This window comes from Vibrio sp. Vb0598 (assembly GCF_033338935.1).
Taxonomy (GTDB): Bacteria; Pseudomonadota; Gammaproteobacteria; order Enterobacterales; family Vibrionaceae; genus Vibrio; species Vibrio alginolyticus.
In genome coordinates this window covers 35,648-53,117 of sequence record NZ_JAWOTP010000015.1, presented here as the reverse complement: position 1 = coordinate 53,117, position 17,470 = coordinate 35,648, and the positions used below count along the sequence as shown (strand labels likewise).

General features: G+C 46.2%; 18 protein-coding genes. 12 read left to right on the top strand and 6 right to left on the bottom strand.

Features of this window, described 5'->3' with window-relative positions; all coding sequences use genetic code 11:
* Positions 1-118: 118 nt before the first annotated feature.
* The 3 genes from pckA to hslR form a co-directional block, all read right to left on the bottom strand.
* Entirely contained in the window at positions 119-1,747 is a 1,629-nt protein-coding gene (gene pckA / locus R7Q38_RS15545; protein ID WP_005379288.1) for a phosphoenolpyruvate carboxykinase (ATP), read from the bottom strand.
* A 336-nt stretch (positions 1,748-2,083) separates the two neighbouring features.
* Positions 2,084-2,959, bottom strand: coding sequence for an Hsp33 family molecular chaperone HslO (hslO, locus tag R7Q38_RS15540; RefSeq protein ID WP_031780788.1), 876 nt, complete (start codon positions 2,957-2,959; stop codon positions 2,084-2,086).
* Between the two features lie 31 nt (positions 2,960-2,990).
* Positions 2,991-3,377 carry a ribosome-associated heat shock protein Hsp15 gene (gene hslR / locus R7Q38_RS15535; protein WP_005379292.1) on the bottom strand — a complete coding sequence of 129 codons (387 nt, stop codon included), beginning with the start codon at positions 3,375-3,377 and terminating at the stop codon, positions 2,991-2,993.
* A 253-nt stretch (positions 3,378-3,630) separates the two neighbouring features.
* On the opposite strand from hslR, the gene gspC reads away from it, so the two are divergent.
* The 12 genes from gspC to R7Q38_RS15475 are packed head-to-tail and all read left to right on the top strand — an operon-like array spanning position 3,631 to position 14,939.
* Positions 3,631-4,557, top strand: coding sequence for a type II secretion system protein GspC (gene gspC / locus R7Q38_RS15530; RefSeq protein ID WP_115385654.1), 927 nt, complete (start codon positions 3,631-3,633; stop codon positions 4,555-4,557).
* A gap of 36 nt (positions 4,558-4,593) precedes the next feature.
* Positions 4,594-6,612 (top strand): type II secretion system secretin GspD, encoded by a 2,019-nt coding sequence (gene gspD / locus R7Q38_RS15525; RefSeq protein WP_154204917.1) that lies wholly within the window; start codon positions 4,594-4,596, stop codon positions 6,610-6,612.
* Positions 6,612-8,114 (top strand): type II secretion system ATPase GspE, encoded by a 1,503-nt coding sequence (gspE, locus tag R7Q38_RS15520; protein ID WP_005379296.1) that lies wholly within the window; start codon positions 6,612-6,614, stop codon positions 8,112-8,114. The genes gspD and gspE overlap by 1 nt, the downstream gene beginning before the upstream one ends.
* On the top strand, positions 8,114-9,331 hold the full coding sequence (gene gspF, locus R7Q38_RS15515; protein ID WP_033905910.1) for a type II secretion system inner membrane protein GspF: 1,218 nt from the start codon (positions 8,114-8,116) through the stop codon (positions 9,329-9,331). The genes gspE and gspF overlap by 1 nt, the downstream gene beginning before the upstream one ends.
* A 59-nt stretch (positions 9,332-9,390) precedes the next feature.
* Positions 9,391-9,834, top strand: a complete 444-nt coding sequence (gspG, locus tag R7Q38_RS15510) for a type II secretion system major pseudopilin GspG (RefSeq protein WP_005379298.1) — start codon at positions 9,391-9,393, stop codon at positions 9,832-9,834.
* Positions 9,835-9,863: 29 nt separating this feature from the next.
* Complete coding sequence (locus tag R7Q38_RS15505; protein ID WP_017635010.1) at positions 9,864-10,463, top strand: prepilin-type N-terminal cleavage/methylation domain-containing protein; 600 nt, start codon at positions 9,864-9,866, stop codon at positions 10,461-10,463.
* Entirely contained in the window at positions 10,450-10,839 is a 390-nt protein-coding gene (gspI, locus tag R7Q38_RS15500) for a type II secretion system minor pseudopilin GspI (RefSeq protein WP_017635009.1), read from the top strand. The genes R7Q38_RS15505 and gspI overlap by 14 nt, the downstream gene beginning before the upstream one ends.
* Positions 10,826-11,503: a type II secretion system minor pseudopilin GspJ gene (gene gspJ / locus R7Q38_RS15495; protein WP_047103742.1), complete on the top strand. Its 678-nt coding sequence runs from the start codon at positions 10,826-10,828 to the stop codon at positions 11,501-11,503. The genes gspI and gspJ overlap by 14 nt, the downstream gene beginning before the upstream one ends.
* Positions 11,496-12,506, top strand: coding sequence for a type II secretion system minor pseudopilin GspK (gspK, locus tag R7Q38_RS15490; protein WP_005379302.1), 1,011 nt, complete (start codon positions 11,496-11,498; stop codon positions 12,504-12,506). Before gspJ ends, gspK begins: the two co-directional genes overlap by 8 nt.
* On the top strand, positions 12,475-13,677 hold the full coding sequence (gspL, locus tag R7Q38_RS15485) for a type II secretion system protein GspL (protein WP_167415599.1): 1,203 nt from the start codon (positions 12,475-12,477) through the stop codon (positions 13,675-13,677). The genes gspK and gspL overlap by 32 nt, the downstream gene beginning before the upstream one ends.
* 7 nt (positions 13,678-13,684) lie before the next feature.
* Complete coding sequence (locus tag R7Q38_RS15480) at positions 13,685-14,176, top strand: type II secretion system protein M (protein WP_239938433.1); 492 nt, start codon at positions 13,685-13,687, stop codon at positions 14,174-14,176.
* Position 14,177: 1 nt separating this feature from the next.
* On the top strand, positions 14,178-14,939 hold the full coding sequence (locus R7Q38_RS15475; RefSeq protein ID WP_213907968.1) for a type II secretion system protein N: 762 nt from the start codon (positions 14,178-14,180) through the stop codon (positions 14,937-14,939).
* Positions 14,940-15,241: 302 nt separating this feature from the next.
* Here the strand turns inward: R7Q38_RS15475 and cysQ are convergent, their stop codons facing one another.
* From cysQ to nfuA, 3 genes are all read right to left on the bottom strand, one after another.
* Positions 15,242-16,069: a 3'(2'),5'-bisphosphate nucleotidase CysQ gene (gene cysQ, locus R7Q38_RS15470; RefSeq protein ID WP_005379308.1), complete on the bottom strand. Its 828-nt coding sequence runs from the start codon at positions 16,067-16,069 to the stop codon at positions 15,242-15,244.
* Positions 16,070-16,113: 44 nt separating this feature from the next.
* On the bottom strand, positions 16,114-16,683 hold the full coding sequence (nudE, locus tag R7Q38_RS15465) for an ADP compounds hydrolase NudE (protein WP_005379309.1): 570 nt from the start codon (positions 16,681-16,683) through the stop codon (positions 16,114-16,116).
* A gap of 176 nt (positions 16,684-16,859) precedes the next feature.
* Complete coding sequence (nfuA, locus tag R7Q38_RS15460) at positions 16,860-17,444, bottom strand: Fe-S biogenesis protein NfuA (RefSeq protein WP_005379313.1); 585 nt, start codon at positions 17,442-17,444, stop codon at positions 16,860-16,862.
* Positions 17,445-17,470: the final 26 nt, after the last annotated feature.

Below are 17,470 nucleotides of genomic sequence, written 5' to 3'. Positions count from 1 at the left end.
TCAATAAAAAGCCCCTCAAAAGAGGGGCTTGAAGCAATTTTTGTAACTTGGCCTACGTAAAGGTGATAAGTTAATGCCAACTTTTCACTGCGTTTACGCGACGTCGCTGTTACTCGATTTAATCAATCTGAGGACCAGCCGCAACCAGAGATTTACCTTCAGCGTTGTCTGTGTACTTATCAAAGTTATTGATAAAGCGCGCTGCTAAATCTTTCGCTTTGCTTTCCCACTGAAGTGGGTCAACGTACGTGTCGCGAGGGTCTAGAATGCTAGGATCCACACCTGGTAGTGACGTTGGTACTTCAAGGTTGAAGATTGGAATGTGCTTAGTTGGTGCTTCTTCAATCGAACCATCAAGAATGGCATCAATAATTCCGCGTGTATCTTGAATAGAGATACGTTTGCCAGTGCCGTTCCAACCAGTATTCACTAGGTAAGCCTCAGCGCCTGCTGCTTCCATGCGTTTAACCAGTACTTCTGCGTATTTAGTTGGGTGAAGCGTTAGGAACGCCGCGCCGAAACAAGCAGAGAAAGTTGGTGTTGGCTCAGTAATACCGCGCTCTGTTCCCGCTAGTTTGGCGGTAAAGCCAGACAGGAAGTGGTACTTAGTTTGCTCGGGTGTCAATTTAGATACTGGAGGCAGTACGCCAAATGCATCGGCTGATAGGAAGATCACTTTATTCGCGTGACCGCCTTTTGATACTGGCTTAACGATATTATCGATATGGTAGATAGGGTAAGAAACACGTGTGTTTTCTGTTTTCGAACCATCATCAAAGTCGATAGAACCATCGCCACGTACTGTTACGTTTTCTAGCAGTGCATCACGACGAATTGCGTTGTAGATGTCCGGCTCCGCTTCTTTCGAAAGTTTGATGGTTTTTGCGTAACAACCACCTTCGAAGTTGAAGACACCGTCATCATCCCAGCCGTGCTCATCATCACCAATTAGCGCACGTTTAGGATCAGTCGACAGGGTCGTTTTACCCGTACCAGATAGACCGAAGAATACCGCTACATCGCCATCTTTGCCCATGTTAGCGCTACAGTGCATTGATGCGATGTCTTTTAGTGGAAGGAAGTAGTTCATCATGGCGAACATACCTTTCTTCATTTCACCGCCGTACCAAGTACCACCGATAAGTTGCATGCGCTCAGTTAGGTTAAATACGGTGAAGTTTTCTGAGTTCAGGCCTTGCTCTTCCCATTTTGGATTAGTGCATTTTGCGCCATTCATTACTACGAAGTCTGGTTCAAATGTCGCTAACTCTTCTTCTGTCGGGCGAATAAACATGTTTTTAACGAAGTGCGCTTGCCATGCGACTTCTGTGATAACACGAATGCTCAAACGTGTATCTGGGTTTGCACCACAGTAACCGTCAACAACAAACAAGCGTTTGTTAGAAAGCTGGTTTGTGACCAGTTCTTTTAGCTCGTCCCACACTTCAGGAGTGATTGGCTTGTTATCATTTTTCACTTGATCAGACGTCCACCACATATGTTCTTCTGTCGTAGCGTCTTTGACGATGTATTTATCTTTTGGTGAGCGACCAGTAAAGATGCCAGTGTCAACGGCAACCGCACCTAGTTCAGTAACCACGCCGCGCTCATAACCGGTTAGGTCTTCACGCGTTTCTTCCTCAAACAACATTTCGTAGCTTGGGTTGCGAATAACCTCTTTTACGTTATGCAGTCCGTGCTTGGTTAGATCAAGTGTTGCAGCCTTAGTATGTTCCATAACGGTCATAGGTGCTCCTTATAAGGATTTTGTAGGGATTTTGTAAGAATGTTTTAATTTTAATCTGCTCACCATGCTAGCAACGGGGCGGGGAGAAAACAGGGAGATAGCTCAAAATTTACCCATGATTTCAATAAGGTTTTAGGTAACCCGTCACATATTGGTGGGAATAGTCTATCGTGCACGCAATCCTTTGCGCTAGGGCAAAATCATTATTAATTGTTTAAAATTAAGTAGTTGTTTTATTACGCTTGAGGTTAGTTATTACGAGGGGTTGATCACAAAAAGGCCAGCATTAAGCTGGCCTTTTGTAGGGTAAATTACGTGCTTGATAAGCTATGTAAATTAATGCAGGGTTTTCTTGTCCGTAGAAGCTTGTGCATACAGTTCAGTGACTTCAGATTCGTCGAACGTATAAGTTGTGCCACAGTAATCACAATGTAAAGAAACTGATCCAACTTCTGCCAAAATGTCATAAATTTCAGCTTTCTCAACGGTGATGATTGCGGCACCGCTACGCTCACGAGAACAGCCACAATGGAACTCGACAGGTTGCGGCTCGTACAAACGTACTTTGTCTTGGTTATATAGTCGATACAATAACTCGTTCGCTTCTAAACCAAACAATTCTTCATCTTTTACTGTATCAGTGAGCTGCTCTAGATGTTCGAAATCATCTGGAGAGCCAGTGCCGTCAGGGATCACTTGAATCAACATACCTGCTGCGTGTGCTTTGCCCTCATGCTCACCAGTGCGGATCCATAGGCGCGTTTTTAACTGCTCTGAGTTTGCAAAGTAGCCTTCTAGCACTTCTGCTAAAGTGTCACCTTCTAATCCAACGACACCTTGGTAACGCTCGCCGTTTTTCGGTTCGATAGTGATCACAAGGTAGCCCTTACCCATTAGATCGTGAATGTTTGCGTCATCGGCAATATCGCCTTCCCAGCGAGCTACGCCACGAACACGTTGGTTATGGTCACCGTTGATAACGGCAAGAGACACAGGACCGTCGCCTTGTAGCTGGATGGTGATCGAACCTTCGAACTTAAGAGTGGCAGTTAAAAGAGTAGTTGAAACGAGTAGCTCACCCAGCAGTTTCTCTATTGCTGCCGGATATTCCTTGCTGGAGATAACACGTTGGTACGCTTCATCTAATTGTACCAACTCGCCACGTACTGAAAGATCTTCGAATAGGTAGCGGTTTAAAACATTATTTGCCATGGAGTGCTTTCCTCGTTGGTAATTCCGGCTTTTATTGGTGTTTGAACTTAATGATGTCTCGGCGCTGCTTTTTATCTGGGCGGCGTTCCGGACTTGGGTTGTGGGCATTAAGCTTACGTTGAGTCGCGTGTTCCTCACGTTTCGCTATACTTTCATTAGTTTCGCGATATAAGGTTTGTGCGATGGGAGCGCCTCGGCGTTGATCTGAGATTTGTTCGATGATCACGATTTTTTCTTCGTTGCCTTGACGAAGTCTTACTTCAGCGCCCACTTCAACGATTTTACTCGGCTTGCTTCGTTGGCCATTATAGTGGACTTTACCGCCATCGACCATGTTACGCGCGATGGAGCGGGTTTTGTAAAATCTTGCGGCCCATAGCCATTTATCTAGCCTAACGGCTTCATTTAGGGAACTCATAGAACACTACGCTATCTAATCACTGCCCGAATACGGCAATGAGTGATGGATTATTCACCTACAGATGGAGTCAAGGCGTATTTTTTTCAAGGGAGTTGGCAAAAACTGCATAAGAAAAAGGTATGAAAGACAACTTGTGATATAGTTCACTGCTCTTTGTTGAGTAATAATTTTATTGCAAATTTAGCAATTTAAAGTCGATAGCTATCGTTATAGCTTAAATGACGGACGTTAGAATAAAGGAATCCATTCAGTGAAACGTTTAGAGCTAAGTGCAGGATTATCAAGCAGACCGCTACTGGCTCAGATCAAGTCCAATCATTATACCATTCAAGCCAAACTTAGCTTGTTGCTTACCTGTCTGTTTATTGCGATAACCGGATGGATACTTGGCAAAATTGTGTGGTTAGCCATACCTCAATCGTCGGAAGTGCCGCAATGGCGTCCATCGGCGAGTAGCGTTACTGCGAGTAATAAAGGCGACGCGATAGATTTTAATGCCCTTCAGAATGCCAACCTATTCGGTAAATTCACTGAGCAAAAAGCGGCAGTTGTAGAACAGCCTATTGTTAAAGACGCCCCTAAGACGCGCCTTAACCTCACCCTAGTCGGTGCGGTTGCCAGCAGTGATGCCAATACCAGCCTTGCTGTTATTGCTAACCGAGGTAAGCAAGCTACGTACGGTTTGGGTGAAGAAATCGAAGGGACACGTGCGACGCTAAAAGCGGTATTGGTGGATCGCGTCATCATTGATAACCAAGGTCGAGACGAGACCTTAATGATGCAAGGTATAGAATATAAGAAGCTATCTGAATCGCCGCAGGTAGCTAGGGCGCAAGCTCAGCGAGCAGAAGCAGCGACGTCTGACGTTGGAGAGAAATTAGAGCAAATCCGCGAGGAAATTGCGAAAGATCCACAAAGCGTTTTTAAATACATCACCATTTCACCCGTCAAAAAAGACGGAGACATTGTTGGTTATCGAGTATCACCTGGTCGTGATGCCGCATTATTTAATGATGTAGGGCTACAACCTGGCGATATTGCGGTTCAACTGAACGGGATCGATTTAAGTGACCCGTCTTCTTCAGTACAACTGATGCAAGTGATGAGCGATCCGCAAGAATTAAATTTAACTGTTGAGCGAGACGGCCAACAGTACGATATCTATATCCAATTGTAAGACTTAGGCAACCGGCGTAAGTTCAGGGAGACATACGTGAAACATTGGTTCAGCAAAAGTGCTTGGCTACTAGCAGGAAGTTTACTCTGCGTACCAGGTGCAATGGCAAACGAATTTAGTGCGAGCTTTAAAGGCACTGATATTCAAGAATTCATCAACATAGTGGGTCGTAACCTCGAAAAGACCATCATTGTTGATCCTTCAGTACGCGGTAAGATCGATGTCCGCAGCTATGACGTACTTAACGAAGAGCAATATTACAGCTTTTTCCTTAATGTCCTTGAAGTATACGGTTACGCAGTCGTAGAGATGGACAATGGGGTACTTAAGGTTATCAAAGCAAAAGACTCAAAAACCTCAGCAATCCCTGTGTTAGGTGATGGCAGCGCGCAAGGCGATAGTGTTATCACTCGAGTTGTCGCGGTGCGTAATGTGTCGGTCCGTGAGTTGTCTCCTCTACTTCGTCAGCTGATTGATAACGCCGGTGCCGGTAACGTGGTTCATTATGATCCAGCGAATATTATCTTGATTACTGGTCGTGCGGCAGTAGTGAATCGCTTAGCAGAGATCATCAAGCGTGTTGACCAAGCCGGCGATAAAGAAATTGAATTGGTGGAGCTGCGTAATGCATCTGCTGCTGAAATGGTACGCATTGTCGAAGCACTGAATAAAAGTGCGAATCAGAAAAGCACGCCAGAGTTCCTTGAACCTAAAATTGTGGCCGATGAACGTACTAACGCGATTTTAATTTCTGGTGATCCAAAAGTAAGAGCCCGCTTGAAACGTTTGATTCGTCAACTTGATGTTGAAATGGCGACAAAAGGTAACAACCGAGTTGTGTACCTGAAAAATGCGAAAGCTGAAGACTTGGTGGATGTATTGAAAGGTGTTTCCGATAACCTGCAAGCTGAAAAGCAAGCCGGTCAGAAAACACCAGGTGCATCGCGTGGTGAGGTCGTCATTGCTGCTCACGCTGCAACTAACTCGTTAGTTTTAACAGCGCCACCAGATATTATGATGGCATTACAAGACGTCATTTCTCAACTCGATATTCGTCGTGCTCAGGTTCTTATTGAAGCGTTAATTGTCGAAATGTCTGAAGGTGATGGTATTAACCTAGGTGTTCAGTGGGGTTCGTTAGAAACGGGTGCTGTAATTCAGTACGGTAACTCAGGAGCCCCGATTGGTCAGGTGATGGTTGGTCTAGAAGAAGCAAAAGATCAAACCCGAACTGAATACTATACCAACTCTAATGGCGAACGAACGCCATATGATGTTACTGAATCAGGTGACTACTCTACGCTAGCGTCAGCACTTAGCGGAGTAAATGGTGCGGCAATGAGTATTGTCATGGGTGACTGGACAGCGCTAATTAGTGCTGTTGCTTCTGACTCCAACTCAAACATTCTATCTTCTCCGAGTATTACCGTAATGGATAATGGCGAAGCATCATTTATTGTGGGTGAAGAGGTTCCGGTTATTACGGGCTCTACGGCTGGCTCAAACAACGACAACCCATTCCAAACGGTTGACCGTAAAGAAGTCGGTATCAAACTCAAAGTAGTGCCACAAATTAACGAAGGTGACTCTGTACAGTTAAACATTGAACAAGAAGTTTCCAACGTATTAGGCGCAAACGGTGCGGTTGACGTTCGCTTTGCTAAACGACAGTTAAACACCTCTGTCATGATCCAAGATGGTCAGATGTTGGTTCTTGGTGGTTTGGTCGATGAACGCGCACTTGAAAGTGAGTCTAAAGTGCCGCTATTGGGTGACATTCCGGTACTTGGCCATCTGTTCAAGTCAACTAGCACGCAAACAGAAAAACGTAACTTGATGGTGTTCATCAAGCCGACGATTATTCGCGATGGTGTGACGGCCGACGGTATTACGCAGCGTAAATACAACTTTATTCGCGCAGAACAGCTTTACAAAGCGGATCAAGGTTTGAAGTTGATGGCTGACGAGAAGATCCCGGTTATGCCTGCCTTTGGCCAGGAGCGTCAGCACCCAACAGAGATTCAAGCGTTTATTGATCAAATGGAAAACAACTAATGGTTGATATGTTAGACACAGCGCCAAGTATGCGTCGTCTGCCATTCAGTTTTGCCAACCGCTTTAAACTGGTGCTGGAGACAGAGCATCCTGAGCGTCCACCTATTCTTTACTATGTCGAGCCGCTTAACCCTGCGGCTCTGGTTGAAGTCCGTCGTGTATTAAAGAAAAGCTTCGTACCGCAACCTATCGATAAAGAAGCCTTTGATAAAAAGCTGACTGAAGCATATCAACGCGACTCGTCTGAAGCGCGTCAGTTGATGGAAGATATTGGTGCTGATAGCGATGATTTCTTCTCTTTGGCTGAAGAACTGCCGCATGATGAAGACTTATTAGAATCGGAAGACGATGCGCCAATCATCAAATTGATCAACGCCATGTTGGGCGAAGCGATCAAAGAAGGTGCGTCGGATATTCATATTGAGACGTTCGAGAAAACCCTTTCGATTCGTTTCCGTGTCGATGGCGTATTGCGTGAAGTTCTGACCCCAAGTCGTAAGCTAGCGCCTTTGCTGGTTTCTCGTGTGAAGGTTATGGCTAAACTAGATATCGCAGAAAAGCGTGTGCCTCAAGATGGCCGTATTTCGTTGCGTATCGGTGGTCGTGCGGTGGACGTGCGTGTATCGACGATGCCGTCCTCCCATGGGGAGCGCGTGGTAATGCGTCTGTTGGATAAAAACGCGACTCGTCTTGATTTACATAGTTTGGGCATGACCCCTTCAGTGCATGACAACTTCCGTCACTTGATTGGCCGCCCTCACGGTATCATCTTGGTGACGGGCCCGACAGGTTCTGGTAAATCCACCACCTTGTACGCTGGCTTGCAAGAGATCAATAGCAACGAACGCAACATTCTAACGGTTGAAGACCCGATCGAATTTGATATTGATGGCATCGGTCAAACTCAGGTGAACCCAAAGGTCGACATGACGTTTGCGCGCGGCTTGCGTGCCATTCTGCGTCAGGACCCGGATGTGGTGATGGTCGGTGAGATCCGTGACTTAGAAACCGCACAAATTGCAGTGCAAGCGTCCTTAACGGGTCACTTGGTAATGTCGACTCTCCACACCAACACCGCAGTGGGTGCGATTACGCGTCTACGTGATATGGGTATTGAGCCATTCCTTATTTCTTCTTCGTTATTAGGGGTGCTAGCGCAGCGCTTAGTTCGAACGCTTTGTCCAAGCTGTAAAGAGCCGTATGAAGCCGATGCGGAACAGAAAAAACTGTTTGGTATGGAAGCGCATGAACCGTTAGAACTGCACCGAGCAAAAGGCTGTGAAGCGTGTAACCAAAAAGGCTACCGAGGTCGAACAGGTATCCACGAGCTCATTATGGTTGATGAGCAAGTGCAAGAGTTGATTCATCGAGAGTCTGGTGAACAAGAAATTGAGAGAGCCGTTCGCGCCCATACGCCAAGTATTCGCAGTGATGGTTTAAGCAAAGTACGTCGTGGTATTACGTCACTTGAAGAAGTGATGCGAGTGACGAAGGAAACCTAATGGCGGCATTTGAGTACAAAGCGCTAGATGCAAAAGGCAAGCATAAAAAAGGCACGATAGAAGGGGACAACGCCCGACAAGTGCGCCAGCGACTCAAAGAGCAAGGGATGATCCCGATTGAAGTGGTCGAGACGAAAGCTAAATCGGCTAAGTCTTCAGGTTCAGTCAGCTTTAAGCGCGGTATCTCAACATCTGAGCTGGCACTCATCACACGGCAATTGTCTACGCTAGTCCAATCAGGAATGCCTTTGGAAGAGTGTTTGCGTGCGGTCTCTGAGCAGGCTGAAAAGCCGAGGATTCGTTCTATGTTGGCTGCGGTTCGCTCGAAAGTAACCGAGGGTTATCCGCTTGCCGACAGTTTTGCCGATTACCCACACGTGTTTGATGAACTGTACCGCTCCATGGTTGCGGCGGGTGAAAAATCAGGTCACCTCGATACCGTATTAGAGCGTTTGGCAGACTATGTCGAAAACCGCCAAAAGATGCGATCTAAATTGCTTCAAGCCATGATTTATCCTGTAGTTTTGGTGGTATTCGCGGTTGTCATCGTTTCGTTCTTATTGGCGACAGTGGTTCCTAAAATCATTGAACCCATCATTCAGATGGGCCAAGAGTTACCTCAATCGACGCAATTTTTACTGGCAGCCAGTGAGTTTGTGCAAGATTGGGGGCTGATTATTTTCGTTGTGCTGGTGGTGCTTTTCTATGGCCTCAAACTGGCGTTGCAAAAGCCAGACTTTCGCTTAGCTTGGGACAGAAAAATCTTGAGCTTACCGCTAATAGGTAAGATCTCTCGAGGTTTGAATACCGCACGATTCGCACGAACGCTTTCGATATGTACTTCCAGTGCGATTCCAATTCTAGAGGGTATGCGCGTTGCGGTAGATGTTATGTCTAACCGTTATGTGAAGCAGCAAGTGTTGCTTGCAGCGGATAACGTTCGAGAGGGCGCTAGTCTGCGTAAGGCGTTGGACCAAACCCGCTTGTTTCCACCAATGATGCTACACATGATCGCCAGTGGTGAGCAAAGTGGTGAATTAGAGAGCATGTTGACGCGGGCAGCCGATAACCAAGATCAAAACTTTGAATCAACAGTCAATATTGCTCTGGGTGTGTTTACTCCTGCGCTGATTGCATTAATGGCTGGATTAGTGTTGTTCATTGTGATGGCGACCTTGATGCCAATGTTAGAAATGAATAACTTGATGAGCGGATAATTTCGAATTAAGACGTGTCTACTAACGGCATGGCTTTAATCTAACTTTCGGAGAAAAAAATGAAGTTTAAGCGTAGTAAACAACAGGGTTTTACACTTTTAGAAGTGATGGTTGTTGTGGTTATCCTAGGTATTTTGGCAAGTTTTGTTGTTCCAAACCTATTGGGTAACAAAGAGAAGGCTGACCAACAAAAAGCGATTACGGACATTGTCGCGTTGGAAAATGCCTTAGATATGTACAAGTTGGATAACAGCGTTTACCCAACAACGGACCAAGGTCTAGAAGCATTGGTTAGTAAGCCATCTAACCCAGAGCCACGCAACTACCGTGATGGTGGTTACATCAAACGTCTTCCTAATGACCCTTGGGGCAACCAGTACCAATACTTAAGCCCAGGTGATAACGGTACAATCGATATCTTCACTCTAGGCGCAGATGGCCAAGAGGGTGGAGAAGGTCCAGCTGCAGATATTGGCAACTGGAACATGCAAGACTTCCAATAATTGAGCCTAAGCCAGCACTAATGAAACAAATGCGAAAACATAACGGTTTTACATTGATAGAAATTCTATTGGTGCTGGTTTTGCTATCTCTTACGGCTGTGGCCGTGATCTCGACGTTACCGACTAGCCAAAAAGATCTTTCCAAACAGTATGCTCAAAGCTTTTTTCAGCGTTTACAGCTGCTCAATGAAGAAGCGGTGCTGAGCGGTAAAGATTTTGGCGTTCGAGTGGATGATGCCAAATCGACCTACGCTCTACTGAGTTTAACCTCAGAAGGTTGGCAGCCTCTGAAATTAAAGCAGATTCCGAGCAAAACCAAGCTAGAAGAAGATATTACGCTACAACTCGAGCTCGGAGGTGGTGCTTGGGATAATGATGAGCGCTTATTCAAACCAGGTTCTCTTTTTGATGAAGACATGTTCGCAGAAGAAGAGGACGAAAAGAAAATTGAGCCACCGCAAGTGTTTATCTTTTCCAGCGCCGAAGTCACGCCATTTACCCTGTCTTTTTTTCCGCAAAATGGTGATGCCTTTAATGACGGTTGGCGAGTCATTGGCAAAGAAAGTGGACAAATTTTGTTATTAGCTCCGGGCGAAGAAGTGAAAGAGGATGAGAATGCGCAATTTTAAGCAAGCTCGCCCAAATTTGAGTCATCGCCGGACGAGAGGCATGACCTTACTGGAAGTATTGGTCGCACTGGCAATTTTCGCTACCGCTGCCATCAGTGTCATTCGCTCTGTGAGCCAGCATATTAATACAATCAGTTATCTAGAAGAAAAAATGTTTGCAGCCATGGTTGTGGATAATCAGATGGCAAATGTGATGTTGAATACCGGAGAACTCAAAGCGAAAAACGGCACAGAAGAGCTGGCAGGACGCACTTGGTTCTGGAAAGTCACGCCAGTCGCCACGACGCAGCCATTGCTGAAAGCATTTGATGTGAGCGTCTCGGTAGAGAAAAGCGCGAGCCCTGTAGTAACGGTACGAAGCTATGTGGCGCAATAATAATCCCCGCGCAAATACGCGCCAAAGGGTAAAAGGTTTTACACTTATTGAAGTGTTGGTATCGATTGCCATCTTTGCCAGTTTAAGTGTCGCTGCGTACCAAGTGGTATCGCAAGTACAGCGTAGCAATGCGCTATCACAAGAACGAACCCAACGCTTAAACGAAATTCAGCGTGCCATGGTGATGATGGATAACGATTTTCGTCAAATGGCGATGCGTCAAACACGTACTAATGGTGAAGAGCCTGCTAGCCGGCTAATTTTTTGGTCCGATTACCTGTTGGACTCCGATACCAAAGGACTGATGTTTGCCCGTTTAGGTTGGCACAACCCTCAGCAGCAGTTCCCTCGTGGAGAAGTAACCAAGGTTGGCTATCGCTTAAAAGAAGAAACACTGCAGCGAGTATGGTGGCGCTATCCTGATACGCCGGTTGGGCAACAAGGTACTGTTACTCCATTGCTAACGCAGGTCGAGTCATTTGATATGCGTTTCTATGATGGTAAGCAATGGAAAAAAGAGTGGGCTGAAGAAAAAGCGCTGCCGAAAGCGGTTTCTGTTGTTCTCACTCTCAAAGACTATGGAGAAATTGCCCGCACTTATCTCACTCCTGATGGCACATTGAGTCAGAAAGAGGAAAGTTCAGGAGACAGCAATAATGGTTAACCGTCAGCGCGGTGTTGCTTTGATTATAGTGTTGATGTTGCTGGCGATTATGGCAACGGTTGCTGCCAGTATGTCGGAACGTTTGTTCTTGCAGTTTCAGCGAGGCGCTAATCAAATCAATTACCAGCAAGCGTATTGGTACAGCCTTGGCGTCGAGGCGCTAGCAAAAGTGGGTATCGAGCAAAGTTATAAAGACACCGACACGATTAATATGAGTCAACCGTGGGCGATAAAAGAGCAAGTCTATCCGTTAGATTATGGTCAAGCGGCGGGACGAATTAGAGACAAGCAAGCGTGCTTTAATCTAAATGTATTGAGTCGTGTGCAACCAACGGGTCAGCAAATTACAAGACCATATTTAGTGAATGTATTGCAGCGCTTATTAGAAGAGTTGGATGTCGAGCCATATCAAGCAGAAATCATTGCAGACTCTACTTGGGAATACATTGATGCTGACGACTCTGTCCGTTCGACTACTGGGGTTGAAGACAGCACATATGAAGCGATGAAGCCTTCCTATTTAGCATCAAATGGTTGGATGGCAGATGCTTCCGAGTTACGGGCTGTCTATCAGGTGAGTGGTGAAATTTTCCAAAAATTGGAGCCGCTGGTCTGTGCATTACCAAGTGATGACTGGCGTTTAAACGTGAATACGATTGATGTTGAGCAAGCTCCGATTTTGGTGGCAATGTTCTCACCAAACTTAAGCAGTAGTGATGCGATTCAGCTAATTGAAAAACGCCCATTTGATGGGTGGGATAGCATTGATGAATTTTTAGCAGAGTCAGAAATGGCTGGCTTAAGTGAAGATGTAAAGAAAAACGCCAAAGGCTATTTGGGTGTGGATAGCGCCTTTTTTGAATTGGATGCACAAGTGTTGGTGGATGAATCACGTGTACGTATCCGAAGCCTTTTGCAAAGTACAAATAGAGAAACGGTGACCGTAGTTCGCCGTCGTTTTGGAGGGATCAGTGAGCGAGTTTCTGACCGTTCGGCTGAGTAGCGAACAACAAAGTACCATTCCTTGGGTGGTGTGGTCGACAGATCAACAGGAAGTGATTGCTAGCGGTGAAATCGCCGGGTGGGAACACTTAGATGAGTTGGTCTCATATGCTGGTCAGCGCCAAGTTGTGGCGCTGTTGGCGAGTAATGATGTGGTCCTGACGCAAGTGGATATACCACCTGGTGCAACACGCCAATTCGAGGCGATGTTACCGTACTTAGTGGAAGACGAAGTTGCTCAGGACGTTGATGGCCTGCACTTTAGCGTGTTGGGTAAACAAGCGGACAAAGCGCAGATTTGCGCAGTTGAACGTGCTTGGATTCAGACTGTACTGCAACGTTTTTCAAGCCAAGGTATCGCCATTAAACGCATTTTACCCGATGTGCTTGCATTACCGGTTCGTGGAGAGCACAGCAGTGCTGCAATGATTGGCGAGCAATGGCTAATTCGTCACTCTGCGACAGAGGGCGCGGTTGTCGACGCTTCTTGGTTAGACCTTTACCTCTCTTCTTATCTACAAAATCATGAAGGTTGGAAGCTCGATTGCTATAGCTCGGTCCCGGAATCTGCGTTACCTGAAATATGGGAGCCGCAACCAGAAGAAATGACGATGGCTTTACTGGCGAAGGGGGTGACAGAAAGCAAAGTCAATTTGCTGACTGGGATCTTCAAGCCGAAATCTTCTTGGGGTAAATACTGGAAGCTCTGGCAAAAAGCCACCATTGCTGCGGGGGTGCTTATCGTCGTCATGGTTGCGCAGCAGTTGCTCGTGGTCCACAAGTACGAAGCACAAGCTCAAGCGTATCGTGAGGAGAGTGAGCGTATTTTCCGCCAGGTGTTCCCAAATAAACGACGCATTCCTACCGTTAGTTACCTCAAACGACAAATGGATGATGAAGAGCGCCGCTTATCTGGTGGAAGTGGTCAGCAGGCAATGTTGTCATGGTTGGCGGCATTACCCGCGACGCTTGGTCAGGTCAGTGACTTGGAGATCACTAGCTTTAAATACGACGGACAACGTGGCGAAGTACGTATTCAGGCTCGTAGTTCAGACTTCCAACCTTTTGAGCAGGCTCGTGTGAAATTGGCAGAGAAGTTTAATGTTGAGCAAGGTCAGTTGAACCGTAGCGATAACGTTGTGGTTGGCAGCTTTGTTTTGAAGCGTTTGTGAGGTGATGATGAAAAATTTAATTTCTCACGCTCAGGTTTGGTGGAGCAGCATCTCGCAGCGTGAGCAGCGTTTGGTCATGGGATGTGGCGCTATTGCCGTTATCGGTATTATTTATTGGGGTTTATTACAGCCAATGAGTCAACGTGCGGAGCTAGCTCAGTCACGTATTCAAAGTGAAAAGCAGTTGCTAGCTTGGGTACAAGATAAAGCGGATGGCATCACTGCACTGCGAAAAAGCAGCGGTGTGAGCTACTCTAGTCAACCGTTGAATCAGTTGGTTTCTTCTTCAGCTCGTCGTTATAAAGTTGAGTTGATTCGCGTACAACCTCGTAATGAGAGCGTTCAAGTGTGGATCAAACCACTCGCGTTTAATCAACTAGTGGATTGGTTACGTTACTTGAAAGAGCAACAGGGTATTGAAGTCGAATTTTTAGATATCGACCGAACAGAGCAAGCGGGCATGATCGATGTAAACCGCCTTCAGTTTAAGCGAGGTTAAGGTGAAGCGAGCAGTACTTTACGTTGTTATCTTTATCGTCTTTTTTTCAGTCAGTCTTTTAATGGGATTACCAGTCTCTTGGGTGTTACAACAAGCACCAACAGTGAGAGGCCTGGACATTCAAGGAGCCAACGGTTCGGTATGGCAAGGTCAAGCTTCTAGTATTCGTTGGCAGCGCCAGAACCTTGGAGAAGTTAATTGGGATTTCCAATGGTCGAGTCTACTGACAGGTAAAGCTGAGTTTGCTGTGCGCTTTGGTCGTGGTAGTGAAATGGACGTTCGTGGGCGCGGTTTTGTCGGCTATAGCTTAAGTGATGGCCCTTATGCCAAAAACTTAGTTGCCTCGATTCCGGCGGTAAAAGTTGTTGAGCAAGCGCGCCTCCCTGTGCCTGTTGGTGTTGATGGGCAGCTTGAGCTGAATATTCGTCAGGCGACTTATGCTGCGCCTTGGTGTAAGAACGGTGAAGGCACTTTAGTATGGAATGCCAGTGGTATTCAAAGCCCCGTTGGCAGCTTAGATCTCGGTCCTGTGATTGCCGATATAAACTGTCAGGATAGTGTATTGACGGCAACTGGTGAGCAGAGCAGCAAACAAGTCTCTGCGGCGTTCTCAGCAGAGCTGATGCCTAATCAACGGTACTCAACCAAAGCGTGGTTCAAACCTGGTGCAGAGTTCCCATCCAGCATGGGGGAGCAACTGAAATGGTTGGGTAAGCCGAATGCTCAAGGTCAATATGAGTTTAATTACCAAGGGCGCTTCTAACCTATCGTGACAAAATCCAATATCTTAAAAGAGCTGCTATTGTGCAGCTCTTTTTGCTTTTGGATCATCGTAAGCTAAAACCTCTATTCGCTGTACATTCGATCTTGATTGGGAATGAGTGAAAGTTTAAAGCCATGATTTTTAATTGATTTGTTTCTTTTGTTCAGCTTTGCAAGTAATTGGAACATAGTAGGCTAAATACTCCAAGTGCTGTACAGAAGGTCAAAAAGAAAAGGCCACGAAGATATTCGTGGCCTTTCTATTGCTAGAATTTTGTGCTCTAAATTTTACCGATAGGGCGCTTAATCTTTGCGTTGTAAAATCTCATTCCAAGGTAAATCCGCATCACCAAGAACAATAAAATTCGGGTTTTCTAGTGTTTCCCGCTCGTTATATGACAGCGGTTCTAATTGCGTGCTGAGAATACGTCCGCCAGCTTCTTCAACAATGCATTGTGTCGCAGCGGTGTCCCACTCGCCAGTTGGCCCCAGACGTAAGTAACAATCCACAGCCCCTTCCGCGACGAGGCATGCTTTCAATGCCGCAGAACCGAGCGGTATTAAGTCGTAATTCCAGGCGCTGCTCATACGGTTAGTAATACGATTGATGTCTTGGCGACGACTAATAGCAATTGCGATGCTTTGCTCTGGCTGTTCGTGTTTGTGTGTATGGATTTTGACGCTGTCCGACATGTCGGGAATTTTCCAGGCGCCTTTGCCATTATAAGCGTAGTAAGTCACGCCAGATACAGGGCCGTAAACGACGCCCATGGTTGGTCGATTGTTGTCGACCAACGCAATAATAGTGGCAAAGTCACCACTGCGAGCGATGAATTCTTGAGTACCATCAAGAGGGTCGACTAACCAATAACGTTCCCACTGAGCGCGTTGCTCTAAGCTTATGTCTGCGTCTTCTTCTGACAACACGGGAATGTCAGGCGTCAGATCACTCAAGCGTTCAGTGATGAACTTGTGAGCTGCAATATCCGCACTTGTTACGGGAGTTTCGTCACTTTTGGTGTAGGCCTCGTATTGCTTCTTTTCATATATTTCGAGGATCATTTGCCCAGCACTGCGGGCAATCTCGATGACTTGAGGAAGTAGGTGAGATAGATCTTTTGTCATTGGCATAAGTGATAGTCCTTACTCACAGTGTTATTCGGTTCTAATGACCGTTATTGGTTATGCTTGTGAGTGGTGTTTGGTAAGTGTTTCAGTGCCAACATTAGCGCTGTGATGCTTCGTGCTTCACAGAAATCCATGTGAGTTAATAACTCTTCGGCTTGCGCAAGTGGCCAACGCACAATTTCCAGTGGTTCAGGCTCATCGCCTTCTTGCTTCTCTGGATAAAGCGCCTGTCCTAAAAATAGAGTCATTTTGCTCGAAAAGTAAGATGGCGCGAGGATAACTTGTTTCAACGGGGTTAACTGATTACAGCCAAAGCCGATTTCTTCTTTTAACTCACGATCCGCAGCTTGGTGTGGTGTTTCTCCTGGGTCAATCAGCCCTTTTGGGAAACCTAGCTCGTAACGTTCAGTTCCAGCGGCGTATTCACGCACCAGTAATAAATCGCCTTGTTCTGTTACAGGGACTACCATTACAGCATCTCGTCCACTTGGCTTCATACGCTCATAAGTACGATGCTCACCATTGGAAAAACGAAGGTCGAGCGCTTCCACAGCAAACAGTTTGGATTTTGCAACCGTCTGGCATGAGAGTATCTCTGGTGGGGTTCGTTTCGGCATGACGCTGGCTCCTTGGTGTCGTTGGCGTTTACGAGATGCGTAAGATTCTTAATATATGAGAACTCCGCCTGAGTTTCTAGCGGATTTTACGAGTCGAGCTAAGCATCTCAGCACCACCTCAGTATCGATACAAAAATGGGAGACCGAAGCCTCCCATTTTCTGACAGTGTTTACTCTTAGTAGTAAGAGTGATCACCACGGTCATGTTCTGTTGCATCACGAACAGCGGTTAGTTCACCAATGAACTGATTTAGCAGTTCTTTCTCGATGCCTTCTTTTAGTGTTACGTCAACCATAGAACAGCCATTACAACCACCACCAAATGCAACAATCGCAACACCGTCTTCAGTGATCTCAACCAAGTTTACGTGACCACCGTGGCCAGCAAGCTGTGGGTTGACTTGAGTTTGGATAACGTACTCAACGCGCTCAACCAGTGGTGCGTCGTCCGCAACTTTACGCATTTTAGCGTTAGGTGCTTTTAGCGTTAGCTGAGAGCCCATTTTATCGGTAACAAAATCGATTTCAGCGTCTTCAAGGAATGGCAGGCTCAGCTCATCCACGTAAGCTGAAAAACCGCTGTAAGAGAGTTCAGTGTCGGTCGATTCTACTGCTTCTGGTGGGCAGTAAGACACGCCACACTCAGCGTTTTGTGTACCTGGGTTCACAACGAAAATACGAATGTTAGTGCCTTCAGGTTGTTGGCCTAAAAGGTTAGCGAAATGCGTTTGCGCAGTTTCTGTAATAGTAATATTTGACACGACGAATACCCGAGTAAATTTGTAGG

Bases quoted from the DNA above. Each gene is read 5' to 3' on its own strand.
- R7Q38_RS15480 (WP_239938433.1), top strand. From the start codon at position 13,685: ATGAAAAATTTAATTTCTCACGCTCAGGTTTGGTGGAGCAGCATCTCG.
- hslR (WP_005379292.1), bottom strand. From the start codon at position 3,377: ATGAGTTCCCTAAATGAAGCCGTTAGGCTAGATAAATGGCTATGGGCC.
- R7Q38_RS15505 (WP_017635010.1), top strand. From the start codon at position 9,864: ATGCGAAAACATAACGGTTTTACATTGATAGAAATTCTATTGGTGCTG.
- cysQ (WP_005379308.1), bottom strand. From the start codon at position 16,069: ATGCCAATGACAAAAGATCTATCTCACCTACTTCCTCAAGTCATCGAG.
- gspG (WP_005379298.1), top strand. From the start codon at position 9,391: ATGAAGTTTAAGCGTAGTAAACAACAGGGTTTTACACTTTTAGAAGTG.
- gspE (WP_005379296.1), top strand. From the start codon at position 6,612: ATGGTTGATATGTTAGACACAGCGCCAAGTATGCGTCGTCTGCCATTC.
- gspJ (WP_047103742.1), top strand. From the start codon at position 10,826: ATGTGGCGCAATAATAATCCCCGCGCAAATACGCGCCAAAGGGTAAAA.
- gspF (WP_033905910.1), top strand. From the start codon at position 8,114: ATGGCGGCATTTGAGTACAAAGCGCTAGATGCAAAAGGCAAGCATAAA.
- gspI (WP_017635009.1), top strand. From the start codon at position 10,450: ATGCGCAATTTTAAGCAAGCTCGCCCAAATTTGAGTCATCGCCGGACG.
- hslO (WP_031780788.1), bottom strand. From the start codon at position 2,959: ATGGCAAATAATGTTTTAAACCGCTACCTATTCGAAGATCTTTCAGTA.
- nudE (WP_005379309.1), bottom strand. From the start codon at position 16,683: ATGCCGAAACGAACCCCACCAGAGATACTCTCATGCCAGACGGTTGCA.
- gspK (WP_005379302.1), top strand. From the start codon at position 11,496: ATGGTTAACCGTCAGCGCGGTGTTGCTTTGATTATAGTGTTGATGTTG.
- pckA (WP_005379288.1), bottom strand. From the start codon at position 1,747: ATGACCGTTATGGAACATACTAAGGCTGCAACACTTGATCTAACCAAG.